General features: G+C 61.3%; 22 protein-coding genes and 1 tRNA gene. 10 read left to right on the top strand and 13 right to left on the bottom strand.

Features of this window, described 5'->3' with window-relative positions:
* The first annotated feature begins 37 nt into the window (after positions 1-37).
* The 3 genes from ASD95_RS23700 to ASD95_RS23690 all read left to right on the top strand — a co-directional run bounded on the left by ASD95_RS23700 (position 38) and on the right by ASD95_RS23690 (position 3,459).
* The gene (locus ASD95_RS23700; protein ID WP_056727868.1) at positions 38-661 is read left to right on the top strand and encodes an NIPSNAP family protein; all 624 of its coding nucleotides are present in this window, start codon (positions 38-40) and stop codon (positions 659-661) included.
* A gap of 179 nt (positions 662-840) precedes the next feature.
* On the top strand, positions 841-1,221 hold the full coding sequence (locus ASD95_RS23695) for a RidA family protein (protein ID WP_056727866.1): 381 nt from the start codon (positions 841-843) through the stop codon (positions 1,219-1,221).
* 249 nt (positions 1,222-1,470) lie between these two features.
* Entirely contained in the window at positions 1,471-3,459 is a 1,989-nt protein-coding gene (locus ASD95_RS23690) for a peptidase U32 family protein (protein WP_056728097.1), read from the top strand.
* Between the two features lie 105 nt (positions 3,460-3,564).
* Here the strand turns inward: ASD95_RS23690 and ASD95_RS23685 are convergent, their stop codons facing one another.
* Complete coding sequence (locus tag ASD95_RS23685) at positions 3,565-3,993, bottom strand: hypothetical protein (RefSeq protein ID WP_056728096.1); 429 nt, start codon at positions 3,991-3,993, stop codon at positions 3,565-3,567.
* Positions 3,994-4,314: 321 nt separating this feature from the next.
* Here ASD95_RS23685 and ASD95_RS23680 point away from each other — a divergent pair.
* Positions 4,315-4,389: transfer RNA gene (locus ASD95_RS23680), tRNA-Gln, on the top strand.
* A gap of 97 nt (positions 4,390-4,486) precedes the next feature.
* Here the strand turns inward: ASD95_RS23680 and ASD95_RS23675 are convergent.
* Positions 4,487-5,149: a glutathione S-transferase family protein gene (locus ASD95_RS23675; protein WP_056727863.1), complete on the bottom strand. Its 663-nt coding sequence runs from the start codon at positions 5,147-5,149 to the stop codon at positions 4,487-4,489.
* Between the two features lie 90 nt (positions 5,150-5,239).
* A complete protein-coding gene (locus ASD95_RS23670; protein WP_056727861.1) occupies positions 5,240-5,746 on the bottom strand; it encodes an HvfX family Cu-binding RiPP maturation protein in 507 nt (168 codons plus the stop codon).
* Positions 5,747-6,098: 352 nt separating this feature from the next.
* Between ASD95_RS23670 and ASD95_RS23665 the strand changes: the two genes are divergently transcribed.
* Positions 6,099-7,601 carry an aldehyde dehydrogenase family protein gene (locus ASD95_RS23665; protein WP_056727859.1) on the top strand — a complete coding sequence of 501 codons (1,503 nt, stop codon included), beginning with the start codon at positions 6,099-6,101 and terminating at the stop codon, positions 7,599-7,601.
* A 115-nt stretch (positions 7,602-7,716) separates the two neighbouring features.
* Here ASD95_RS23665 and ASD95_RS23660 read toward each other — a convergent pair whose 3' ends face one another.
* From ASD95_RS23660 to ASD95_RS23650, 3 genes are all read right to left on the bottom strand, one after another.
* On the bottom strand, positions 7,717-8,046 hold the full coding sequence (locus tag ASD95_RS23660; protein WP_032829393.1) for a hypothetical protein: 330 nt from the start codon (positions 8,044-8,046) through the stop codon (positions 7,717-7,719).
* Positions 8,047-8,569: 523 nt separating this feature from the next.
* Positions 8,570-9,073: a GNAT family N-acetyltransferase gene (locus ASD95_RS23655; protein WP_056727858.1), complete on the bottom strand. Its 504-nt coding sequence runs from the start codon at positions 9,071-9,073 to the stop codon at positions 8,570-8,572.
* Between the two features lie 193 nt (positions 9,074-9,266).
* Positions 9,267-11,213, bottom strand: coding sequence for a DNA topoisomerase III (locus tag ASD95_RS23650; protein ID WP_236709758.1), 1,947 nt, complete (start codon positions 11,211-11,213; stop codon positions 9,267-9,269).
* A 255-nt stretch (positions 11,214-11,468) separates the two neighbouring features.
* Between ASD95_RS23650 and ASD95_RS23645 the strand changes: the two genes are divergently transcribed.
* On the top strand, positions 11,469-11,837 hold the full coding sequence (locus ASD95_RS23645; RefSeq protein WP_008046975.1) for a DUF427 domain-containing protein: 369 nt from the start codon (positions 11,469-11,471) through the stop codon (positions 11,835-11,837).
* 54 nt (positions 11,838-11,891) lie between these two features.
* On the opposite strand, the gene ASD95_RS23640 is transcribed toward ASD95_RS23645, so the two are convergent.
* Both ASD95_RS23640 and ASD95_RS23635 read right to left on the bottom strand, forming a co-directional pair.
* Positions 11,892-13,514 carry an MFS transporter gene (locus tag ASD95_RS23640; RefSeq protein WP_056727853.1) on the bottom strand — a complete coding sequence of 541 codons (1,623 nt, stop codon included), beginning with the start codon at positions 13,512-13,514 and terminating at the stop codon, positions 11,892-11,894.
* A 154-nt stretch (positions 13,515-13,668) separates the two neighbouring features.
* On the bottom strand, positions 13,669-15,330 hold the full coding sequence (locus ASD95_RS23635; protein ID WP_056727851.1) for a GMC family oxidoreductase: 1,662 nt from the start codon (positions 15,328-15,330) through the stop codon (positions 13,669-13,671).
* Positions 15,331-15,462: 132 nt separating this feature from the next.
* Here ASD95_RS23635 and ASD95_RS23630 point away from each other — a divergent pair, with 132 nt between their 5' ends.
* Positions 15,463-16,359: a LysR family transcriptional regulator gene (locus tag ASD95_RS23630; protein WP_056727849.1), complete on the top strand. Its 897-nt coding sequence runs from the start codon at positions 15,463-15,465 to the stop codon at positions 16,357-16,359.
* An 87-nt stretch (positions 16,360-16,446) separates the two neighbouring features.
* Here the strand turns inward: ASD95_RS23630 and ASD95_RS23625 are convergent, their stop codons facing one another.
* The gene (locus tag ASD95_RS23625; protein ID WP_056727847.1) at positions 16,447-17,544 is read right to left on the bottom strand and encodes a DNA alkylation repair protein; all 1,098 of its coding nucleotides are present in this window, start codon (positions 17,542-17,544) and stop codon (positions 16,447-16,449) included.
* A 188-nt stretch (positions 17,545-17,732) separates the two neighbouring features.
* A complete protein-coding gene (locus ASD95_RS23620; protein WP_056727846.1) occupies positions 17,733-19,541 on the bottom strand; it encodes a monovalent cation:proton antiporter-2 (CPA2) family protein in 1,809 nt (602 codons plus the stop codon).
* 160 nt (positions 19,542-19,701) lie between these two features.
* On the opposite strand from ASD95_RS23620, the gene ASD95_RS23615 reads away from it, so the two are divergent.
* A complete protein-coding gene (locus ASD95_RS23615; protein ID WP_056727844.1) occupies positions 19,702-20,616 on the top strand; it encodes a LysR family transcriptional regulator in 915 nt (304 codons plus the stop codon).
* Here the strand turns inward: ASD95_RS23615 and ASD95_RS23610 are convergent.
* From ASD95_RS23610 to ASD95_RS23600, 3 genes are all read right to left on the bottom strand, one after another.
* Positions 20,606-21,382 (bottom strand): substrate-binding domain-containing protein, encoded by a 777-nt coding sequence (locus ASD95_RS23610; protein WP_056727843.1) that lies wholly within the window; start codon positions 21,380-21,382, stop codon positions 20,606-20,608. The genes ASD95_RS23615 and ASD95_RS23610 overlap by 11 nt on opposite strands.
* Positions 21,383-21,408: 26 nt before the next feature.
* Complete coding sequence (locus ASD95_RS23605; protein ID WP_056727841.1) at positions 21,409-22,701, bottom strand: MFS transporter; 1,293 nt, start codon at positions 22,699-22,701, stop codon at positions 21,409-21,411.
* A 191-nt stretch (positions 22,702-22,892) separates the two neighbouring features.
* Positions 22,893-23,966, bottom strand: coding sequence for a sensor domain-containing diguanylate cyclase (locus ASD95_RS23600; RefSeq protein ID WP_056727839.1), 1,074 nt, complete (start codon positions 23,964-23,966; stop codon positions 22,893-22,895).
* 171 nt (positions 23,967-24,137) lie between these two features.
* On the opposite strand from ASD95_RS23600, the gene ASD95_RS23595 reads away from it, so the two are divergent.
* Entirely contained in the window at positions 24,138-24,476 is a 339-nt protein-coding gene (locus ASD95_RS23595) for an FKBP-type peptidyl-prolyl cis-trans isomerase (protein ID WP_056727838.1), read from the top strand.
* Positions 24,477-24,555: 79 nt separating this feature from the next.
* Positions 24,556-24,831 (top strand): metal/formaldehyde-sensitive transcriptional repressor, encoded by a 276-nt coding sequence (locus tag ASD95_RS23590; protein ID WP_008052742.1) that lies wholly within the window; start codon positions 24,556-24,558, stop codon positions 24,829-24,831.
* The last annotated feature ends 9 nt before the right edge of the window (positions 24,832-24,840 follow it).

Raw genomic sequence — 24,840 nt, 5'->3', positions numbered from 1 at the left:
GCTGTGTGCTTTTGGCAAACCGGTGGGCGGAGTCGCTATGCGTTTATTTGAACTGATCACTTTTACCGTGCGGGTGCGCACAGTGACTGATGCGCTGGTACGCATCGAGGCAGAGTTGGCGAAGCCGGAAGTCGGCGGGGTGTTGATGGGCTGCTGGGCCTCGGAAATCGGTCAGTTGAACCAGATCGCCGTACTGCGCGGCTACGCCGACGAACACCTGAGGCAAGCGGAGCGCGAGCGTTTCCTGCTGGGAGGCGGGGCGTTTGGTATCAACGAGTTGATCACCGATCTGCGCATCGAAAACTACACACTGTTTCCCTTCCTCGAACCCTTGAGCGCGGGCCAGCACGGTCCATTCTACGAACTGCGCGTCTATGACCTGGTCAGCAGCGGGTTGCAGCCCACCCTCGAGGGCTGGAGCAACGCCATCGAAGCGCGGACCGCCGAACAATATTCGCCGGTGTACGCGGCGTTCTACGCCACCGACGGCGCGCTGCCGCGCTATCTGCACATCTGGCCGTGGAGCACCCTGGAACAGCGCCTGCAAGTACGCACCCAGGCGGTCGCCGATGGCGTCTGGCCGCCGGAAAACTCCGGCCCGCAACTGCGCGACATGCGCTCGACGATCTACCTGCCCGCGACGTTCTCGCCCTTGCAATGACCCGCGCTCGGCTCGACCGTGGCTCAGAAACGATCCAGCCGGTACGGTGCAGTCGCCGGCAGGCCATGAGGCTGGGCCACGAGCAGCCGTCCGGCCTGGATTAGCGACGGACCGCCAATGGCCCTGTAAACTGGCCGCGCAAAGGCACCAGCCTCATCACTTCAAGCAAGAGAGTCCCCATGGCAAACCACGACCTGACCTTTACCCCCGACCCCGATGCGGATTCGATTTCCTCCGACGTCGTCGGTTTCGCCGGTGTGCTGGTCTCCACCCAGATCCCCACCCGCGCCGACGGCAGCCTGGAACTGGGCGACATCACCCTGCAAAGCGAATGCACCCTGCAAGCGCTGAAGGTCGCGCTGGAGCGTGCCGGCAGTTCCATGGACCGCGTGATGCACCTGACCATCTACCTCACCGACATGGCCGACCGCGCCGCGTTCAACGAAGTCTACAAGCGTTTTTTTGCCAAGCCATGGCCGGTTCGCGCCGCAGTTGGCGTGGCGTCCCTGGCGATTGAAGGGATGCGGGTGGAAGTGACGGCGATGGCGGCCAAGGGCTGATAGCCGCGATAGATGCAGTCCCCTGTGGGAGCGGGCTTGCCCGCGATGACGGAGTGTCAGTCGGCATTGATGTCGACTGAAATTGCGCAATCGCGGGCAAGCCCGCTCCCACAGTAGTTATTTGTTGAATCCGGAAATGGGCACATGTCCCGCTCCGCCAAAACACCACCCGGCAGCATTCGGGTGCCGGTCAGGCGTTTCGCCGCTACAATGCACGCCTCGACCGTGACAAGCCTGACTAAAAAAATTATGTCTTTGCCCAAACATCACCTGGAATTGCTCAGCCCTGCCCGCGATGTCGCCATTGCCCGCGAGGCCATCTTGCATGGCGCCGATGCCATCTACATCGGTGGCCCGAGCTTCGGCGCCCGCCACAATGCCTGCAACGAAGTGAGCGATATCGCCCAATTGGTGGAGTTCGCCCGTCGCTACCACGCCCGGGTGTTCACCACCATCAATACCATCCTGCACGACAACGAACTGGAGCCGGCGCGCAAGCTGATCCACCAGTTGTACGACGCTGGCGTCGATGCGCTGATCGTCCAGGACCTGGGGGTGATGGAACTGGACATTCCGCCGATCGAACTGCATGCCAGTACCCAGACCGACATCCGTACCCTGGAGCGGGCGAAGTTCCTCGATCAGGCCGGGTTCTCACAATTGGTGCTGGCCCGCGAGCTGAATCTCCAGGAGATCCGCGCCATCGCCGACGAAACCGACGCGGCCATCGAGTTCTTTATCCATGGCGCGTTGTGCGTGGCGTTTTCCGGTCAGTGCAACATTTCCCACGCGCAAACCGGGCGCAGCGCCAACCGTGGCGACTGCTCCCAGGCCTGCCGTCTGCCGTACACCCTCAAGGACGAAAAGGGCGGGGTGATCGCTTACGAAAAGCACCTGCTGTCGATGAAGGACAACAACCAGAGCGCCAACATCCGCGCCCTGGTCGAGGCCGGCGTGCGTTCGTTCAAGATCGAGGGCCGCTACAAGGACATGGGCTATGTGAAAAACATCACCGCCTACTACCGCCAGCGCCTCGACGCCGTGCTCGAAGACCGCCCGGACCTGGCCCGCGCATCCAGCGGCCGCACCGCGCACTTCTTCCTGCCCGACCCGGAAAAAACCTTCCACCGTGGCAGCACCGATTACTTCGTCACTGACCGCAAGATCGATATCGGCGCCTTTGACTCGCCGACCTTCACCGGTCTGCCAGTGGGTGTGGTCGAGAAAGTCGCCAAGCGTGACATGCAGGTCGTGACGCACGAGCCGCTGTCCAACGGCGACGGTCTCAACGTGCTGGTCAAGCGCGAAGTGGTGGGTTTCCGCGCCAACATCGCCGAACCCAAGGGCGAGTTCGAGGAGGACGGCGAGAAGCGCTATCGCTATCGCGTCGAGCCCAACGAGATGCCGGAGGGGATGTACAAACTGCGCCCCAATCACCCGCTGAATCGCAATCTCGATCACAACTGGCAACAGGCGCTGCAAAAGACCTCAGCCGAGCGTCGCATCGCCCTGAACTGGGTCGCTCGCCTGCGTGAAGACCAGTTGGAACTGACCGCTACCAGCGAAGAGGGCATCAGCGCCAGCGTCACCCTGGCTGGCCCGTTCGGTGCCGCCAACAAGCCGGAACAGGCGCTGGAGCAATTGCAGGATCTGCTCGGCCAACTGGGTACAACGCAGTACCACGCCATCGATATCAAGCTGGACGCGCCGCAGGCGTACTTCATCCCGAACTCGCAGCTCAAGGCCTTGCGCCGTGAAGTGATTGAAGCCTTGACCGAGGCGCGGATCGCCGCCCACCCGCGTGGCAGCCGCAAGGCCGAGACCACGCCGCCGCCGGTGTACCCGGATTCGCACCTGTCGTTCCTGGCCAACGTCTACAACCAGAAAGCCCGGGACTTCTATCACCGCCATGGCGTCAAGCTGATCGACGCGGCCTACGAGGCCCACGAGGAAACCGGCGAGGTGCCGGTGATGATCACCAAGCATTGCCTGCGTTTCTCCTTCAACCTGTGCCCGAAACAGGCCAAGGGCGTGACTGGCGTGCGCACCAAGGTTGCGCCGATGCAGCTGATCCACGGCGATGAAGTGTTGACGCTGAAGTTCGACTGCAAGCCTTGCGAGATGCACATCATCGGCAAGATGAAGGGCCACATCCTCAACTTGCCGCAACCGGGCAGCGTGGTCGGTCACATCAGCCCCGAAGACCTGCTCAAGACCATCCCGCGCGCGCCGCACTGAGTGGTAGGCGAGTGCGTCGCAACGGCGCACTCAGCTGTTCCTGCTTGAAACCTGCTTTTGCTGAAGTCTGGACGCTGGCGACAAGCGTGGAGCTGGCGGTCGACACTATCCGCAGGTGTCGGCGACGGCCTTTTCAGCGCGTTTGAATTCCTGTTTGACGTCGGTGGGGATGCGTTGCTTTTTCAGTTCCTGACCGAGGAAAGGTTGTTCGCCTCGGGACTGGACCTCAGCGTCCTCGGCCGATATCTGCGCCTCGATGGCAGCGGCGTGCTTGTCGATGACGGCATCGACCTCGGCTTCATTCCTGGCGGTATCGAGTGCCATGACCAACTGGCCGGCCTCGGCTTTTTCGGCTTCGGCATAGGCTTCGACCGACAACCCGGAGGCCAGGGCTCGCGCCTGGGTTTCCAGGCTATTGAGATGCTCCCGGGCGGCCTTGCAGACTGCTTCCTGTCGCTGGTCCTGGATGTGCTCCCAGGTGTTCAACCCATAAATCGCGGCCCCGAGTACCAGAAGGGTTGCAGCGGCCCCCAGTAATTTGCCTTTCACTTTTGGCGCCCTCAAATGGCAAGGGAAGGGTGTTGCATAAACGATTCCCGATTCAATTCGAGTAAGCAAAAGCGTAGCAGAGCTGTTCGGGGTGAATGTGCGCCGATAGCACCCCGAGATTCGGCTCGACACTAAGCGTCTGTTTTAATAAACAATTTTTTTTGTTTGGGCTTCCCAGATGAAGGAAAAGTTGGTAAATTTGCGCCCACTCTTGCAGCGGTCCTCAGGGAACCAGTCGTGCAGGCAGGCAACAGGTCTTGTTGCCACTCAAGAAAGCGAGTGCCAGGCACTCATTGCAACAGATACAGGGGCGTCGCCAAGCGGTAAGGCAGCAGGTTTTGATCCTGCCATGCGTTGGTTCGAATCCAGCCGCCCCTGCCATTTTTTATTCCTGCCTAATCAGAAAACACTCTACCGACGGTAATTATTCGTCGATTCATTGTTTTTTGCCTCCCGTTCCCCGCTAGCACTGGCGCCACTACCGAAAGCGCTCCGGGATGGCCTCGGCAAACGGATACCAGGAAAAGTACGGCCTTGCCTCGTCGATCACCCGCTTGACCGAGGGCCTTTGGGTCAACCTGTCGAAATAAGCACTCAAGTGGCGATGTTCGGCGGGAAACGGCACAAGGGTACTGGCATAGAACAGCGCCGGGGCGGCGGCGCAATCGGCCATGCTGAATGCGGCGCTGGCTGCCCAGGTGTTTGCGGCCAACTGACGTTCAAACATGCCGTACGCCGTCAACAGCGCGGCGCGTTCGCGGGTCAGGTCGCCGTTTGCGGCATTGATTCGGTCAGCGACGATCTTCTGCATCGGCACCTGGACGTGCAGGTCGAAAAAGCGATCCCACAGGCGGACTTCCAGCGCGGTTTCCCAATCATCCGGAATCAGATGTGCCTGGCCGGGGTGAAGCCGGTCCAGGTACTCAATGATCACACTCGACTCGGGTACGTCCCGTTGGCGGTCGTGATCGCGGATCACCGGGAATTTGCAGAGTGGCCAAAGTGCTTGTAGCTCGGCCCTGTCAGCCTCGTCTCCCAGGTCGATGATCCTTTTTTCAAACTCGATTTCCAGTTCATAGAGCGCGATGAGCGCTTTGTGGCAGAACGATGAGAGCGGATGGAAATAAAGAGTCAGCGGCATCCTTCAATTCCTCGGTGAGATGAAAACCAGTTGATTATCCGTCGCCATCGGCCAAGGCGCGAGGGGCTCCATTCTGGTGTTTTTTGCGTTTCAGCGACGCCAGATGAAACGCGCCAGCAGCGCATCGATGCTGAACTTGCCGGCGCCCGACAGCAGCAGCGGCGTGAGGGCCACAAGGTAGATCAGGGGCAGCTTGAAGTTGCCGTAACCCTTGTTGCTGATGGCATAGCCTTGGGCGAGTTCACTGAGGCTGTGCCAGTCGGCGGGCCAATGCACGGCGGCAGTTGCGACGAGGGTCACCACCATTAGGCTCAACGCCGAAAAACGTGTGCCCAGGCCCACCAGCAAGGTCAAGGCGAAGATCAGCTCCGCCCACATCGACAGTTCCCAGTTCAGCGTCGCTGGAAGGTGGTCGAACGGAAAAGGGAAGCGCGCCTGGATATCGGCGAACCAGTTCTCGCCGTTGTATTTTTCCAGGCCGGACTCGAGGAATTCCCAGGCGAGGAACACCCGCAACGCCAGGGGGGCAACCCAGTCGCCGGCACGGTCGAGGTTCAGGTGCAGGCCTTTGACGGTCGAAGAAATGGAGGTGCTCATGGACGTTGCTCTCTTTCAGGTCGGGGGAGGTGGGGCAACGACATGCCCCGTGAGTTGAGCGCTTTGATCGGCGTGGCCAATCGACAGGCGCATTTCATCAACGGGGTGTATCTGCGGTGTGTCGTTATGACGGGGTTTTGAGTGTGGGGTGTGTCTGGGGCGGGGCTGTATACATTGAGATACGTAACCGCCACTCCAGTGGGAAAGAGCCTGCCCGGGGCAGCGATCCGACGATGGCGGAGTGTCAGGCGCGATGGACGTTGGATGGAAAGGCCTCTTCGCGAGCAGGCTCGCTCCCACAGGGAAATTGCTATACATTTTCCGGCCGCCCCCTGCATGGTGATACTGCTTCATGTCCCTCGCGCTCGAACGTCTAGTCGCTGGCACGCCAATCCCTTTCGCCGGCAATCGCGTCACTGTCGTCAGCCCCGAACTGGCGCAACGTTTCCAGCCCGGTGATCACCTGCTGGTGGAGCAGGTCAGTGGCGAGTTGCTGCTGATCCCCGTGGCGGACCAGCAAGCGGCCAACGTCGCGATCGAGCGCGCCCAGGCGGCATTCACCGCGCTATCGGCGGTGTCTGACCAGGCGATCAGCGCTTTCTTCGACCTGTTTGCCCAACGCCTGGAAACCCCGGAATGCTGGGCCTTGATCGAAGCTGCCAACCTGGCCGACATCGAACGGGCCAAGGCGTGCGGTCGCTCGACCACCCGGTTGCTGGCCGATGAGCGCATGCGTCGCGACATGATCGCCGGCCTGCGCGCCTGGCGTGATGCGGCGGCCAGCCGTGGCAAGGTGATCAGTTGCGTCGAGCACGATGGCTGGAAGGTCGAGCAAGTGGTCTCGCCGTTGGGCATCGTCGCGTTCGTCTTCGAAGGCCGTCCAAATGTGTTTGCTGACGCGGCCGGTGTGTTGCGCACCGGCAACACCGCCGTGCTGCGCATCGGCAGTGATGCGTTGGGCACGGCCCAGGCGATCGTCACCCATGCACTGAACCCTGCACTAAGTGACGCCGGCTTGCCGGTCGGTGCCGTATCGCTGGTGGAAAGTGTCAACCACGCCGCCGGTTGGGCGATGTTCGCCGACCGGCGCCTGTCATTGGCGGTGGCCCGTGGTTCGGGTCGTGCCGTCAGCCAGTTGGGCAGCATCGCCCAGCAGGCCGGCACGGCGGTCAGCCTGCACGGCACCGGTGGTGCGTGGCTGATCGCCAACACCGATGCCGACGCCCCGCGCTTTGCCGCCGTGGTGCGCAACTCCCTGGACCGCAAAGTCTGCAACACCCTGAACGTCTGCCTGATTCACCGCGACCGCGCCGCTGAACTGGTGCCGCTGTTCTTGGGCGCGCTCAAGCAGGCCGGCGCCGCACGGGGGCAGGGCTGCAAGCTGCACATCGTCGAAGGCAGCGAGTCGTGCCTGCCGCAAGACTGGCTGGCTGCAACGGTCCAGGTGTACCGCGCCGAAGGCTATCAGGGCGAAGCGCAGGCCGAGCCGTTGCCGGAAGATCAATTGGGTCGTGAGTGGGAGTGGGAAGAAACCCCGGAAGTCAGTCTGAAGATTGTCGACGACCTGGACGATGCCATTACCTTGTTCAATCGTTATAGCCCGCAATTCACGGTGTCTTTGATCAGTGACAGTGCCGAGGTCCAGGAGCGTTTCTACAACGCGGTCAACGCGCCTTTTGTCGGCAATGGCATCACCCGTTGGGTCGACGGCCAGTACGCGCTGAACAAGCCGGAACTGGGGCTTTCGAACTGGGAGAGCGGGCGCCTGTTTGCTCGCAGTGCGATTCTCTCCGGCGATGGTGTGTTCACCATTCGTAGCCGCATGACCCAGGTCGATCTGGGCGTCAAACGCTAAACCCTGTGGGAGCAGGCTCGCTCCCATATCCGGTTTTCGTTCCAGCATAAAAAAGGCCTGCTCCTTATCGGGAGCAGGCCTTGTTTATCTATAAGTCAGTAATGACTCATTTCAATTAGTAGAACCGGTCAATCACCCGAACTTCGTTCTGATTCTGCATCGAGGCCCAGGCCTGTTTCAGGGTTTGCAGAACATTACCGATGAAGTCCTTGTCGGCTGCGGCCTTCTTGCCGACATAGCCCTGGCCGCGACGGTACATCTTCAGTCGGGCCAGCAGGTTCTGGTTGTTCTGGTCGAACTCTGCTTCATGGGCGTGCGGCGACAGGCAGTCGATATGAACCTGGCCACATTTGCTGATCCAGAGAATATGGTTGTCGTGGCTGTCTTTCTTTGCAGCGAAGATACGAGCCAGTTCATCGATAGTTGGTTGATTGTTCAGATTCATCATAAAGCCCCTTGACCAATTGGTGATCTTTCAAAGTTGATTCGCTAATACAGGTAGCCCATCGGTTAGTTGATCCCTGGCACCGAAACCAGGACGTCAGCGTTCGGCCGCCTTATCGGGCGGGGTCCTGCGTCTGTTGCATGTAGTCGTGTTGAATAACTGCTACGCAATAGCGTCACAACGAAGAGAAGCGGCGAAAACCTTAAGGCCACTGCCGACGTTTTCAAGGTCGGCCACAAGCTTCATGAGGATTGCTCGCCAAGTCTTCTCGCCCTTGTACTGGACGTTCAGGCCAGGTCAGCTTCTTCAATCTGCCTTGTGGGCAGCGTGTATCCGGGAAAAACAGCTCGGCGGTCAGACGAGCTTGCTCAAACGTGTTGCCTGTACTCCCGATCGGGGAGACGTCTGCATCATGCAAGGGCAAATCGGAGGCGTCAACGGTTTTGTAGTGAATATTTTCAGTCACTACATATTGTCGGACAAAGCTGTTGGGAATTAGCAGGCGGAGTCGAAGGTGTGTCGGTCAGGACGACAGGGACGGACACTCAAAGCGGTAAAAAGTGCAGGGATAGCGGTCAACCACCTGCTGATGCAAGGTGAAACCGTCAACGTTGAGCCCCGGCATCACGGCGGCCCAGAACTGGCGTGCTGGCTGGTTCGCCTCGATGTGGAAAATCTGCCATTGACCGGGGAATTGACTCAAGAGGGTGGAAACGACAAATCGCGCGACACCCTGGCCACGGAAGCGTCGGCTGACAAACAGATAGCCGATGTTGTAGTCGGCACCGGGTAGATGGACCTGGTTATCCACGGTGACGAAGCCGGCCAGTTCACCGTCGACCTTGATCAGGAAGGGGCGGGTGGCCGGGTTTCGCCAGTAGTCGGGCATGGGCAGGATGTTGAACAAACCGTATTCGCCCAGTTTCAGCGGCAACCATTCGCTGAAGTCGTAGGTGTAGAACTGCATCAGGTTCTCGATGGTTTCCAGTTCATCGCGTTGGGCGGCGTGCAGTTCTATCGAAGGCATTCGAAGTGGCTCCTGATCGGCCAAGGGACACAACTGATTATGGCCGGCGTCGCACGACCCGTGGCGAGGGAGCTTGCTCCCGCTGGAGCGGTCCGCGTTCGGGCGCAGCAGTCCCATTCACGTTGTTGGAGAGAAGGGCCGCTTTGCGGCCCAACGGGAGCAAGCTCCCTCGCCACAGGGTTCGCTGTAAGGTCTAGGTTTTGCTTGCCGGTTTTGCCCTGCGCTTGGTGCCGCTTGCTGGTTTACGCGGGGCGCCTTTTCGTTTTTTCTTCCAGGGGGCTGCAGCGGAGCCGCCGGGCGGTGGGCCGCTGATGGTCAGGCTCAGCCCGGCACAGCGACTGACCTGCTTGCTCATCCAGGCGGCCTGTTTGGTGACGAACTCTTCCAGGCTCATTTCGCCGCTTTGCACCATGTCCAGGGCCTGCTCCCAGATCGCCGTGGTACCCGGATCGGCGATGGCCCGCGGTACCGCGTCGATCAGGCTGAACGCGGCCGGCGTGGCGGCCAGGGCCTTGCCGTTCTTGACCAGGTAACCACGGTCGAGCAGGCCCTGGATGATCGACGCACGGGTCGCTTCGGTGCCGATGCCGGTGGTGTCCTTGAGCTTTTGCTTGAGCAGCGGGTCTTTCACCAGTTTGGCGACATTCTTCATGGCCTTGATCAGGTCGCCTTCCGTGAACGGCTTTGGCGGTTGCGTCCACAGGTCCTTGAATTGCACGCCGGCCACTGTGCAATCGATGCCTTCGGCCAGGTTGGGCAGTGTCTGCGGTGCCGGGGCTTCGCGCCCCTTGGCCGGAGCCAGCGCTTCGGGCAGGGCGCGTTTCCAGCCCGGCTCGATGATCTGCTTGCCGACAGCGCGCAGGGCCTCGCCGGCACAGTCGAAGTCGGCCTGGGTGCGATCGTATTCGTGATTGGGCAGGAACTGCGCCAGGTATCGGGCGCGGATCAGGGTGTAGACCGCACGCTGTTTGCCCGCCAGCTTGTCGAGATTCTTCGCCGCAGCGGTGGGGATGATGCCGTGGTGGGCGCTGACCTTGGCATCGTTCCAGGCCCGTGAGCGCCGTTGCGGATCAAGATGATCGTGCAAGGCGTTCAGCGCTGGATCGGCCTGGCGCAGTGCCGCCAGAATGGCCGGTGCCTCGCTGTGTTGGCTGATGGGCAAGTAGCCGCAATCACTGCGCGGATAGGTGATGACTTTGTGGGTTTCGTAGAGCGCCTGGGCGATGTCCAGGGTTTCCTGGGCGCCGAGGCCGAGCTTCTTCGAGCAGACTTCCTGCAGGGTGCCCAGGTCGAACGGCAGCGGGGCCACTTCGCGCATCCGTTCGGTGCGCAGCTTGATCACCCGCGCACAGGCCGCGCCGCTCATGGCGGCCGCCGCTTGTTGCGCCAATGCCTGGTTCAGGCAGCGGTCCTGATCGTCGCAAAGCTGCGACGGCGCGCGCCATTGCGCCGTGAACGCGGTGCCGTTGTGCTGTAACTGCACGTCGATGGCCCAATAGGGGACGGGCACAAAGTCGGCAATGCTGCGATCGCGATCCACCACCAGGCGCAAGGTCGGCGTTTGCACCCGGCCCACCGGCAACACGCCTTGATAGCCGGACTGGCGCCCCAGCAGGGTGAACAGCCGACTCATGTTCATGCCGATCAGCCAGTCGGCCCGGGAACGCCCCAGCGCCGAGTGATAGAGGCTGAAGGTCTCGCTCCCCGGTTTGAGCGCCGCGAGGGCCTTGCGAATGGACGCATCGTCCAGCGCCGACAACCAGAGGCGGCGGATCGGCCCGCGATAGCGGCAATGTTCCACCAGTTCCCGGGCGATCATCTCGCCCTCGCGGTCGGCGTCCGTGGCGATGATCAGTTCGCAGGCTTCACCGAGCAGGCGCTTGACCGCCTTGTACTGGCTGGCGGTACGCGGCTTGACGGTCATTTTCCATTTTTCGGGAATGATCGGCAGGTCCGCCAGCACCCAGCGCTTGTAGCGCGCGTCGTAGGCATCCGGCGGTGCGGTTTCCAGCAGGTGGCCGATGCACCAGGTCACCGTGACGTCCGTTCCCAGCCAGCAGCCATCGCCCCGGCGCCGGGCGCCGAGGACTGCCGCAATGTCTTTGGCCTGGGAAGGTTTTTCACAGAGGTACAGCCGCATAACCACCATCGTCGATCAATATGCCAAGGCTGCACAGAATGGCGCTTGACGGGCGATGGAGCAATCTTTATCTGTATGGATGTACAGCTTTGTGTGTCGCTCCCGTTCGGCTGCGAAGCAGTCGCGAGGGTAAAACTTGGGTTATACCTGATAAATCGTGGTTTCAGGTTTTGGGGCTGCTGCGCAGCCCATCGCGGGCCAGCCACGCTCCCACATCGATTTGCAGGTCCATCACCGTCATGAGGAACGTTTTCCATGAAAAGCTCCGGTCCTAGTCCTGTCATCACCATCGCCGAGCAGCCTGGCTGTCTGCTGGTGAGATTTCACGGTATTCAAGTGGCCGCCTCGGCGCGGGCCCTGGTGTTGCTGGAGGCCAACTACCCGCCGGTGTACTACGTGCCGCGAGAGGACATCGACGAGAAGTATTTCGCCCGCACCGACCACACCAGTTATTGCCCGTACAAAGGCGATGCCAGCTATTTCAGCCTGCAGGTACCGGGGCATGAAAGCGCCAACGCGGTGTGGAGTTACGAAGACCCCAAGGTGTCGGTGGAGCAAATCCGCGGTTACCTGGCGTTCTATCCGGATCAAGTGAAGTTCGAACTGCTTGATGCCGAAGTTTGATTGGAGCTGATCGCCGCGACGAGGGAGCCCGCTCCCTCGTCGTCAGGCATTGCTTCAGTTCTTGTCGAGATCGACGTTGCGCGTCTCACGCAGACAAATCATCCCCACCACCAGGCTCACCCCGGTGATCACCACCGGGTACCACAGCCCGTAGAAGATGTCCCCGGTGTACACCACCAACGCGAACGACACGGTCGGCAGGAAACCGCCGAACCAGCCGTTGCCAATGTGGTAGGGCAGGGACATCGAGGTGTAGCGGATGCGGGTCGGGAACAGTTCGACCATCAACGCCGCCAGCGGGCCGTAGCACATCGCGGAGATGATGATCAGTGCGACGATCAGCGCCACGATCATCGGTTTGTTGATCTGCTGCATGTCCGCCTGTTGCGGGTAGCCGGCGAGGGTCACGGCACCGCGCAGGGCGGCTTCGTCGAACCCGTCGATCTTCACGTCACCGACGCTCACCTGCACGCCACTGCCGGCCGGGGCCGCTGCGCTTTGGTACGGCAGGCCCTGCTTGACCAGGAAGGTCTTGACCTTGTCACAGGGGCTGTCGAATTTCGCCTTGCCCACCGGGTCGAACTGGAAGGTGCAGGTGGCGGGGTCGGCCATCACGGTGATCGGTGCCTGGCGGCTGGCCTGGTCGATGGCCGGGTTGGCGTAGTGGGCCAGGGTCTTGAAGATCGGGAAGTACAGCGCGGTGGCCAGCAGCAGGCCGATCATCAGCACCGGTTTACGCCCGACCTTGTCCGACAGCCAGCCAAAGAAGATGAAAAACGGGGCACCAATGGTCACGCTGACAATCAGCAGACCGTTGGCCACCGCCGGGTCCATTTTCAGGAACTGGGTGAGGAAGAACAGCACATAGAATTGCGCGGCGTAGAAGGTCACCGCTTGCCCGGCATTGATGCTGAACAGGGCGATCAACACCACCTTGAGGTTTTCCCATTTGCCGAAGGAGTCGCGAATCGGCTGTTTGCAAAGCTTGCCTTCTTCTTTCATTTTCACGAAGGCCGGCGACTCATGCAGGCTCATGCGAATCCAGGTCGAGATGCCCAGCAGCACGATGGAAAACAGGAACGGAATGCGCCAGCCCCAGACTTCGAACTGATCGCCGGTAAAGTAGCGGCAACCCAGCACCACCAGCAGCGACAGCAGCAGGCCGAGGGTCGCGGTGGACTGAATCCAGCTGGTGTGGAAGCCACGCTTGCCGATGGGCGCGTGCTCGGCGACATAGGTCGCGGCGCCACCGTATTCACCGCCCAGGGCCAGGCCCTGGAGCATGCGCAGCACCACCAGGATGATCGGCGCCGCGATGCCGATGCTGGCGTAGGTTGGCAGCAGCCCGACGCAGAACGTCGCCAGGCCCATGAGGACGATGGTGGCGAGGAAGGTGTACTTGCGCCCGATCATGTCCCCCAACCGCCCGAACACCAGCGCGCCGAACGGCCGGACGATGAAGCCGGCGGCGAAGGCCATCAACGCAAAGATAAACGCCGTGGTGTCGTTGACCCCGGCGAAAAACTGTTTGCTGATGACCGCCGCGAGGGCGCCATAGAGGAAAAAGTCGTACCACTCGAAGACCGTCCCCAAGGACGAGGCGAAGATGACTTTCTGGGTTTCCTGGCTGGTGCCCGCGCTGCGCACGGCCTCCAGGGTTTGAACGTTCTCTGACATACCGGTATCCCTCACAGTGATTGTTTTTGTTGTTCCACTGGTGTTGCGTGTTCCTTGCAGGGGTGATGCTCGATGTCCGTGAATCTAATGCGGTCCTTGTGGGAGCGGGCTTGCTCCGGGCGGCGTTCCGACGAAAGCGTCGTGCCATTCAACATCAATGTGAATGATCCACCGCCTTCGCGAGCAAGCCCGCTCCCACAGTTGATGTGTTTACAGAAGGGTTGAGGATCATCTGCGCAGCCTTCTCGGCAATCATCAACGTCGGCGAGCAGGTGTTGCCCGAGGTGATGCGCGGCATGATCGACGCATCGGCAATGCGCAGGCCGGGGATGCCATGGACCTTGAGTTGCGCATCGACCACGGCGTCGGCGTCATTGCCCATGCGGCAGGTGCCCACCGGGTGGAAAATCGTGGTGCCGATCCGCGCGGCGGCTTCGTGCAGTTGATCCTCGCTTTGCAGGCTGTCGCCGGGCAGGTATTCCACCGGTTTGAAGGCGCGCAGGGCCGGGGCGGCGACGATGCGCCGGGTCAGGCGAATGGCGTCGGCGGCGACCCGCAGGTCTTCCGGGTGGCTGAGGTAGTTGGGTTGAATCAGCGGGGCTTCTTGCGGGTCGGCGGAGCGGATGTCCACCCGGCCACGGCTTTGCGGACGCAGATCGCAGACCGATGCGGTGAACGCCGGGAAAGCATGCAGCGGTTCGCCAAAGCGCTCCAGCGACAGCGGTTGCACGTGGTATTCGAGGTTGGCTGTCGTCTGCTCCGGCCCCGAGCGGGCAAAGGCGCCCAATTGGCTCGGCGCCATGGACAGCGGGCCGCTGCGGTCATACAGGTAGCGCAGGCCCATGCCCATCTTGCCCCACAGGCTGCCGGCAATCTGGTTCAGGGTGCGGGCATTTTCCAGCTTGTAGATCAGCCGCAGTTGCAGGTGATCCTGCAGGTTGCCACCGACGCCGGGTAGTTCATGGGCGACGCCGATTCCCAGCCGTTCCAGCAGCGGGCGCGGGCCGATGCCGGAGCGTTGCAGGATGCTGGGCGAACCGATGGAGCCGGCACACAGGACGATCTCCTTGCGCGCCTTGAAGGTTCTCGCCTGGCCTTGCCAGCGTGCGCTGACCGCCGAGGCGCGGCCATTGTCCAGCAACACGCGGTCGACTTCGACACCGGTCAGTACGGTGAGATTGGGGCGCTGGCGAATGGGTTTGAGAAAGGCCTTGGACGCGTTCCAGCGGATGCCGGCCTTCTGGTTGACCTGGAAATAGCCGCAACCTTCGTTGTCGCCCTGGTTGAAGTCATCGATGCTGGCGATGCCGCTTTGCTCGGCGGCGCTGCGAAACGCATCGAGAATCGGCCATGACAGGCGCTGGCGTTCGACCCGCCATTCGCCCGCGGCGCCGTGGAATTCGGCGGCGCCGGCAAAGTGGTTTTCACTCTGTTTGAACAGCGGCAACACGTCTTGCCAGCTCCAGCCAGGGTTGCCGTCGGCGGCCCAGCGGTCGTAGTCGCCGGCCTGGCCGCGCATGTAGATCATGCCGTTGATCGAGGAGCAGCCGCCCAGCACCTTGCCGCGCGGGTAGCTCAGGGCGCGGCCTTGCAGGCCCGGTTGCGCTTCGGTCTTGAAGCACCAGTCGGTGCGCGGGTTGCCGATGCAGAACAGGTAGCCCACGGGGATGTGAATCCACGCATAGTTGTCGCGGCCGCCGGCCTCGAGCAGCAACACGCGATGCTGTGCATCAGCCGACAGTCGATTGGCCAGCAGACACCCGGCCGGCCCGGCCCCGACCACGATGTAATCGTATTCATCCAGGGGAGTCTGCATCCCTGACCTCGTGTTGTTGTTCTTGTTGTCTGTCATCCTAGTTGTTAGCTTTCGTCAAAAGAATGTTAGTTTTTGCGCAGCCGCTGTGCGTTTTTAAACAGCGTTCCGAACGGCAACGAACAAGGACGCTTCATGTTCGACTGGAATGACCTGCGGTTTTTTCTCGAATTGCAGCGCAGCGGGCGTTTGCTCACGGCTGCCCGTCGCCTGAACACCACCCACGCCACCGTAGCGCGGCATATCGAGGCCATCGAAAAAAGCCTCGGTACGGCGTTGTTCGTCCAGCATGCCCAGGGTTACGAGATGACCCCGGCGGGCGAGGCGTTGCTTAAACACGCCGAGGCGATGGAGAACGTGGCGCTGCTGGCCCAGGAGGAAATCACCCAGTCCACCGCGCCGTTGGGCAAGATCCGCGTCGGGGTAACGGAAGGGCTGGGCATCATGTTCCTGGCCAGTCGCATGAACGGTTTGTTCGAGCGCTATCCGGGGCTGGAGGTGGAGTTGGTAGCGGTGCCGCGTTTTGTCAGCATCCTCAACCGCGAGGCGGAAATCAGCATCCACCTCGAACGCCCGGCCGCCGACATGCTGGTCACCCGTAAACTCACCGATTATCGCCTGGCGCTCTATGCCAGTCAGGACTACCTCGACCGTTCACCGCCGTTGCGCACTCGTGAGGATCTGGGACGCCATGCGTGGATCGGCTATGTCGACGACCTGCTGTTCAGCCAGGAATTGATGTTCCTCAATAGCTTCTGTCGCAACCCGCGGGTGGTGTTTCACAGCACCAGCGTGATCGCCCAACAGCAGGCGGCGCGCTCAGGCCTGGGGATTGCCGTGCTGCCGTGCTACATGGCCAGTGCCGATCCCGGTCTGGTGCCATTGTTGCCGGACGAAAGCATCCAGCGCAGCTACTGGATCAGCACCCGCCGAGAGCTGCACAAATCGGTGCGGTTGCGGGTGTTGTGGGATTATGTGGTGGAGTTGTGTGAGCGGGAGCAACCCCTGTTGTTCGGCGAAAATCCCCCGTAGGAGCTGCCGCAGGCTGCGATTTTTTGACCTTGAAACATCAGAATCAAAAGATCGCAGCCTGCGGCAGCTCCTACGGTCGGCGGTGTTTCAAGGCGTGATTTCGAACGCCGTGCTGGCCAGCCGTTCACCATTCACCATGATGTGTACGGTGTGAACGCCCGCATAATGCCGGCGGGTGGTGAGTTCCTTGATCTGCTGGCCACGGCTGACGGCTTCGACGGCGTTACCAGGCAGCGTCAGTGCCTTGAGCTTGAACACCTTCGCCGAAGTGCTGCCGTTGGCCTTGACGTAATCGATGGCGTAGTCGATCACCAGGCGTTGACTGTTTTCTACCGTGGATTTGACGGCAAACGACAATGTGATCTTTTCTCCCAGGCCAATCACCGGCGGTTCGACTTTCACATCAACGATCTCGACCTCAGGCTTGCCGCCCGCGCCGATGATCGCCAGTGCCCGCCGGTTGCCCTGTTTGATCAGGCTGCGCAGGGCGTGTTTGGCGATCCATGCGGTGTGCCGGTTGTCCAGCGACCAGCCTTCGATCAGGTCCAGCACCCAGTCGGGATGATCCTTGGTGATGTCGTTGAGGTGGTTAGCCACGGATTTGCGCACGTACAGACTGGTGTCGGCCTTGAGGTTGTCGAGGATGTTCGCGGCCAGTGTCGGATCGGCCTGGATGGTCTCCAGCCGGAATGACCAGGGCAGGCGTGGCCGGCATCCTTCGCTGGCCAGGCGCCGTACATGCTCGTTGTCGTCCAGCGACCAGGCATGCATCAGCTTGAGCGAACGCTCGAGGTCACGGCGCAGAAAGTGACGGATTGCGAACTCCGAAGAGCCAAAAGCGGTGAAGTACTTCAGCGCGTCCATCGACTGCTCGAACGCATGGGCGCCGTAACTGGCGACGTAGTGCGGCAGGCACATGCTGACGAAGCCGCTGTTCAGGCGCGGTGCGAGGGCGCGCAGCACCTGCAGCGATGCCTCGTAGTCCAGGGGCAGTACGGTGTGCAGGCTCTCGCTGACCCGGGCCATGCGCTGCATGACGCTGAGGTCCGCCAGGCCGGACCGGGCCAGCTTCAGGAAACGTGCGGCCTCGAATGATGGATAGACCGCGGTCATTTCACTGGCGATGTGTTGGAGGCGCTCGGTGTTGAAGATTTCCTTGAGGGCGGGGGCAGGTTGGTCAGTCATGGTGGTCCCTTTGAAGTTGTGGTTATTCCATCACACCGCGTTATCGTTCTTCGTCGGAACGCCGCCCGGAGCAAGCCCGCTCCCACAAGGGGGCTCTGCCAGACTCAATATTTGTGAGCACCTCAGATCCAGTGGGGGAGCGGGCTTGCTCCGGGCGGCGTTCCGACGAAGAGGCCCGAATAGTCACCTCAGTTCTTGCCCGCCTGCTCCTGCAGTTGATCCGACTCGAATAACCTGGCCAGTTCGACCCGCGCTTCCTGCGCCGTCTGCATCACCTTCACCGCGTCGTCATACACCGCATGCTGGGCTTCAAGCACCTCTTCGTCGTGCTGCTTGAAGCGTTTGATCCGCGCATCCGCCTGGGCCTGGGTCAGCCCCAGGCCGATCAGGGTTTGCCGGCTCATTTCCAGGCTCGAATAAAAGGTTTCGCGCACGGCGTGGGCGCCGACGTCCATCAGCCGGTGTACATGCTGGCGGTTACGGGCCCGGGCGATGATTTTCATGTGCGGGTAGAGCTTGCGCACCAGTTCCGCGGTCTTGATGTTGGTGTCCGGGTCATCGGTGGCGATCACGAAATACTCCGCTTCCCCGACCTTGGCCGCGTTGAGGATTTCCGGGCGCATCGGGTCGCCGTAGAACACTGGCACGCCACCAAAGCTGCGGGACAGTTCGATGGTTTCCACCGAGGTGTCGAGGGCCACGAACTTGATGTTCTGTGCGCGCAGAATCCGCGCAACGATCTGGCCCATGCGACCCATGCCGGCGATCACCACCCGTGGCGCGTCGGCGTCGATTTCGCGGAACTTCTCCGGCACTTCCACCGGTTGCACCTTCGGGCTGACCAAGCGTGCGCAAAGTAGCAGCAACAGCGGCGTCACGGCCATGGACAGGGTGATGGTCAGCACCAGCAAGTCATACAGTCCGGTGGCGAACAGCCCGTGGTCGCGACCGATCTTGAACACCACAAAGGCAAATTCACCACCGGCCGCCAACACGATGCCCAAGCGGATCGCACTGACCTTTTTCAAGCCTCCGGCCAGGCGACCGACCAGGAACAGCAGCGGCAGTTTGATCGCGATCAGCAGCAGGGTCAGGCCCAGCACCGCCACCGGCATGCTCAGCAACAGGCTCAGGTTTGCGCCCATGCCGACGCTGATGAAAAACAGCCCCAGCAACAGGCCCTTGAACGGTTCGATCTGGGCTTCCAGTTCATGGCGATACTCGGAGTCCGCCAGCAGCAGGCCGGCGAGGAAGGCGCCCAGGGCCATGGAAATGCCGACCAGCTCCATCAGCCATGCCGTGCCGATCACCACCAGCAACGCCGTGGCGGTGGAGACTTCAGGCAATGCGGTCTTGGTCACCACGCGAAACACCGGCCGCAGCAGATATCGCCCGCCGATCACCACCACGGCGATGCTGGCCAGCACTTGCAGGCCGTGGTTCAGGTTTTCGCTGGCGCTGGTGCTGTGATCGCCACCGGCAAGCAACGGCACCATGGCGATCAAGGGGATGGCGGCGATGTCCTGAAACAACAGGATCGCGAACGCCAGCCGCCCGTGGGGGCTGGTCAGTTCCTTGCGTTCAGCCAGGCTTTGCAGGCCGAACGCCGTGGACGATAGCGCCAGGCCCAGGCCCAGGACGATCGCGGTGTTCAACGGCTGGCCAAACAGCCACAGCGCCACCACGCCAATCACCGTGCCGGTGAGCAACACTTGCGCCAGACCCACGCCGAACACTGACTTGCGCATCACCCACAGGCGTCGCGGCGACAGTTCCAGGCCGATGATGAACAGCAGCAACACCACGCCGAGTTCGGAAATGTTCGCGACGCTTTGCGGATTGTCGATCAGGCCCAGCACCGACGGGCCGATGATCACCCCGGCAAACAGATAGCCCAGAACCGCCCCCAGTTGCAGGCGCTTGGCCAAGGGAACGATGAGCACGGCCGCCATCAGAAACACGACAGCGGCTTGTAGCAGGTTGCCTTCATGGGGCATGAGAAAACTCCAGGACTCGGTACTGCGGGGGTGACAAGAATAAAGGCTGAGCCCTTCGGCGTCAGCAAAACGCTCGGGCTTAGATGTTACAATTTGCATTAATTAGTTACATTTATAGAATTAGCTGATCAATCCAACGGTCCCTCTCGAGTAGTCCCCCATGGCGATCAACTTCGACCTCAATGACCTGCAGGCCTTCCGTGCCGTGGTCGAGCAGGGCAGCTTTCGCAAGGCAGCCGATACGGTGCGCATTTCCCAGCCAGCCTTGAGCCGGCGCATCGAAAAGCTTGAAGACGCCCTCGGCGTGCGGCTGTTCGAGCGCACCACGCGCAAGGTCAGCCTGACCCAGGCCGGACGGGGGTTCATGCCCAGCGTCGAGCGCCTGCTGGACGATCTGGACGTGGCATTGCTGGGCATCAGCGAAGTCGCTTCGACCCGGCTCGGCCATGTCACGGTTGCTTGCGTGCCCTCGGCGGCTTACTACTTCATGCCACGGGTGATCGCGCATTATCACCGGCAGTTTCCGCGGATCAAGGTCAAGGTGCTGGACTCCAGCGCCCACGACGTATTGAGCGCGGTGGTCAATGGCGAAGCGGATTTCGGCCTGAGCTTCATGGGCACGCTGGAAGCCGAAGTGGATTTCGAGCCCCTGGTGCAAGAAGGGTATGTCGTAGCGTGCCGGCGCGATCATCCACTGGCGGGGCGAAGCAGCGTCACCTGGGACGAGTTCTATCAGCAGGATTACATCTCGCTGGATAAAACCTCGGGCAACCGTTTTCTGCTGGATCAGGCGTTGACCGGCGTGGTGCCGCAGCGGCCGAGTATCTGCGAAACCCGTCACGTGACCACTATGATCGGTCTGGTGGAGGCCGGGTTGGGCGTGGCGGCGGTGCCGCTGATGGCGATGCCGGCAGCGGACCATCCGATCCTGACGCGGGTACCGTTGACCGATCCGCAGGTGATGCGCAGCGTCGGTCTGATCAAGCGCCGGGGTCGAACCCTGACCCCGGCGGCATTGGAGCTGGAACGGCTGGTGGTGGAAATGAAAGTCCTGCAGCCGTCGGTCAGCGACTGACCGAGTCCAGCCCGGTCGCTTTCACGTCCGGTTGAGCCTGGGCCGAGGCCATGTATTGCAGCAAGGCCTTGGCTTCGGCCGGGTGCCGGGCACCTACCGGGATGCCGGCGGCAAACCGGGTGACCGACTGCACCGACTCCGGAATCTTCGCCACGAAACTGACCCCCGGCACCGGCAACAATTCGCTGACCTGCTGGAAGCCCAGTTGATAGTCGCCAGTGGCAACCACCGAGCCCACGGGGACTTTCGGCACCATGGTCGACTTGGGCTTGAGCTGGTCCTCGATCCCCAGGCGCTTGAACAGTTGCTGCTCGATGTACACGCCGCTGGCGCTGTCGGAGTAGGCCACTGATTTAGCGTCAAGCAGGGTCTTTTTCAGGCCCTCGACGTTGCTGATATCCGGTTTCGGTGCACCTTCGCGCACCACCAGGCCAATGCGTGAGTCCGCCAGTTCGACACGGGAAGCCGGATCGACCTTGCCCTGTTTGATCAAGTCGTCCAGTGCGTAGCCGACCATGATCACCACGTCGGCTTGCTCACCCCGGGCCAGGCGATTGGGAATCGCTTCCGGGGCCTTGCCCATGGAGGGACCGAGCGCGGTGTCGAGTGTGTTGCCGGTGGCGGCGGCGAACTTCGGGCCGAGGATCTTGTAGGCTGCCGTGAAGCCGCCGGAGGTCATCACACGGATCTCTTCAGCCTGGGCAATGCTGCTCAAGCCCAGGCTGGCCACCAATGCGAGGGCGGCAAGATTGAAGATTTTTTTCATGGTCATGTTCTCGATGAAGGGTCGGTTCACGACGCCACCGGTTGCAGATGATTCGAGGCGCGGCGATAGAGCATGAGCGTGGCGCACAGTGCGCAAAGTGCTGCAAAGCTCATCCAGTAACCCGGTGCCGCCTTGTCGCCGGTGTACTGGATCAGCAAGGTCGACATCGCCGGGGTGAACCCGCCGAACACGGCCGTGGCCAGGCTATAGGCAAGGGAGAAACCGGCCACCCGGACTTCCACGGGCATGATCTCCGTCAGCGCCGGGATCATCGCGCCGTTGTACAGGCCGTAGATGAACGACAGCCACAACAGCACCATTAGCATGTGGAGGAAGCTGGGCGCGTTCACCAGATAGGTCAGCACCGGGTAAGTGGTGGCGATGGCCAGCAGGGCCATGGCGATCAACACCGGGCGTCGACCGATGCGGTCCGAGAGTGCGCCGCCGATCGGCAGCCAGATGAAATTCGAAACGCCCACCAGCAATGTCACCAGCAACGCATCGGACGTGCTCAGGTGCAGCACGGTTTTACCGAAGGTCGGCGCGTACACCGTGATCAGGTAGAACGCGGTGGTGGTCAGGGCGACCATCATCATGCCCGCGAACACCGTCAGCCAGTTTTTCCCCAGGGTGCGGAACACTTCACCCATGCTCGGGCGGTGTTTGCGGTTGGCGAACTCTTCGGTTTCCTCCAGGTTGCGGCGCAGCAGGAAGATGAACGGCACGATCATGCAGCCGACGAAGAACGGAATCCGCCAGCCCCAATCGACAATCACACTCGGTGCCATCCACTGGTTCAAGGCGTAACCCAGGGCAGCGGCGACAATGATCGCCACCTGCTGGCTGCCCGACTGCCAACTGGTGAAAAAGCCCTTGTGGCCGGGTGTGGCGATCTCGGCGAGATACACCGATACGCCGCCCAGTTCCGCACCGGCGGAAAAGCCCTGCAGCAGCCGCCCGATCAGCACCAGGGCCGGGGCGAACAAACCTATGGTTTCGTAACCGGGCACCAGCACAATCAGGATGGTGCCGCTGGCCATGATCGACAGGGTCACGATCAACCCTTTGCGTCGACCCACATCATCGATATAGGCGCCCAGCACCACGGCGCCCAACGGACGCATCAAAAAGCCTGCACCGAACACGGCGAAGGTCATCATCAGAGAGGCGAATTCGCTGCTGGCCGGAAAGAACACGGCAGCGATCTGCGTGGCATAGAAGCCGAAAAGGAAGAAGTCGAACTGTTCGAGGAAGTTGCCCGAGGTGACCCGGAAAATGGCACTGGCGCGAGAGCGTCCGCGCGGGATTGAGGCTGTCATCGATAAGTACTCCACCGCTTTTATGACATGCGCTGCCTGGACGCGGCGCACGGTTCTTATTGGGGCGGATAGTGGAGCAGAGGCATCGATATGTTAATTGCATTGTTGGCATGCATTGATGCGCGAAGTGAATCAATGTATCGGTGGACACGCTCGTGCAGTTACCGGTACAGGCACCCGTCGACGAAACGCTATTCGCTATGTGCCCGCACCACGCTTTCGGTGCCCAGCCGATACTGATTGTTCCCACTGCGCTTGGCCTCATACATTGCCAGGTCGGCAATGTGCAGCAAGCGGTCAATGCTTGGCGCATGATCGGGGAACACGGCGACGCCGAGGCTGGTGCCGATGTGGCGCTGGTCGTTGCCGATGGTGACGGGCGGGGAAAGTTCGACGAAGATTTTCTGGCAGATGGTGCGCGCTTCGTCTTGCAGGCTTTTGCCTTGGGGCAGGTCCTGGAGGATGACCACGAATTCGTCGCCACCGATCCGGGCGACGGTGTCGGTGCCGCGCAGGATGCGCTTGAGCCGTGTGGCGGTCGTGACCAGCACGCGGTCGCCGGCGGCATGACCATAATGATCGTTGATGGCCTTGAAGCCATTGAGGTCGACAAACACCAGCGCCACCCGCGTGGCACTGGTGCGCGCGAGCTCCAGGGCTTCGGACAGGCGCTCTTCGAGCACCAGGCGATTGGGCAGACCGGTCAAGGGGTCGTAATGGGCCAAGTGCTTGAGGTAGTTGGCCGAGGCCTTTTCTTCGGTGATGTCGCGCACCACGCCCATCATCTTGATCGTTTCGTCGTGGTCGTTCTTGACCACGTTGCCGGTTTCCCGCAGCCAGCGGATCGTTCCGTCGGGCCAGACCACGCGGTATTCCTCGTCATGGTTTTCGCCGGTTTCCAGGCAGCGCATTTCGCCGGCCCGAACCCTGGGCCGGTCGTCTGGATGAACGCAGGAGCAAAACAGCGCGTAGGAGGGCGTCACTTCGCCGATCTTGAAGCCGAACATGCCGAAAATCGCATCTGACCAATACAATCGGTCGGTGTCGACATCCCAGTCCCAGGTGCCGATGCGGGCAAAGTACTGGCTGCGTTTGAAGCGCTCGACATCGCCGTCCTGGTGGATGCTCTGGCCTTCGGAGAGGCGGGTGACGATGCTGCGATATTCGGCCAGTTGTTTTTGCAGCGAACGTTCGCGCCAGACCAGCGCGACGATCAGGGTAAGCGTCGTTGAACCAAGGATGACGCTGGTCCAGAGCAGGATCATTCGGGGATGGCCATCAGGGCGGTGAACCGTAGGGTAATTGTTGATTATTTTAGTTCAGCAAACAGCTTTAAACGTCGCGCGGGAGGTGGCAATGGTTGCCAATCAAGGGCAAATCTGGGAAAACGGCGCCCATCAGGCCCTTGAGGGCGAGAGAGCATACGAGTGAATTCAATGAAAGACGAGCTTCAGGTAATCAATCTTCAGGTGGGTGACGGAAAAGCCGCCGTAAAAGGCGCACTGATCACTACCCAGTACCGTGGCTGGCTGGAGGACGGCAGCGAATTCGACTCTTCCTACAGCCGGGGCAAACCCTTCCAGTGCGTGATCGGTACCGGGCGGGTCATCAAGGGTTGGGACCAGGGCATCATGGGCATGCAAGTCGGTGGCAAGCGCAAATTGCTGGTACCGGCGCACCTGGCCTATGGCGAACGCACCATGGGCAAGATCACGCCGAATTCGAACCTGATTTTCGAGATCGAGCTGCTGGAAGTGCTGACGCGGGATGATTGACTTGTAGTTGGCCAGCCAACTTGCCAGGTTATGCTCTTTCGGCGAACATACGCGCCATATAGGGGTAGGGGGTATAGGTATGTCGCACATTCACGAACACAAGGATGACTTGATCAAGCGGGTCAGACGGATTGCCGGGCAGGTGGAAGCCGTGGAGCGAGCGCTTGAGTCCGACGCCGATTGTGCCAAGACCCTGCACCTGGTCGCCGCCATCCGGGGCGCGGTCAATGGTTTGCTGGAGCAGTTCATCGACGCTCATGCCCGCGAGCACGTGGCCCATCCGGACTTGAGCGATGAGGATCGCGCCCAGGGCGTGGAAGACTTGTTGCTGGCCATCCGCCGCTATGCCAAATAGAGGCCTGAA

Source organism: Pseudomonas sp. Root71, assembly GCF_001429045.1.
Classification (GTDB): Bacteria; Pseudomonadota; Gammaproteobacteria; order Pseudomonadales; family Pseudomonadaceae; genus Aquipseudomonas; species Aquipseudomonas monachiensis.
This window is presented reverse-complemented; position numbering and strand designations above follow the sequence as displayed.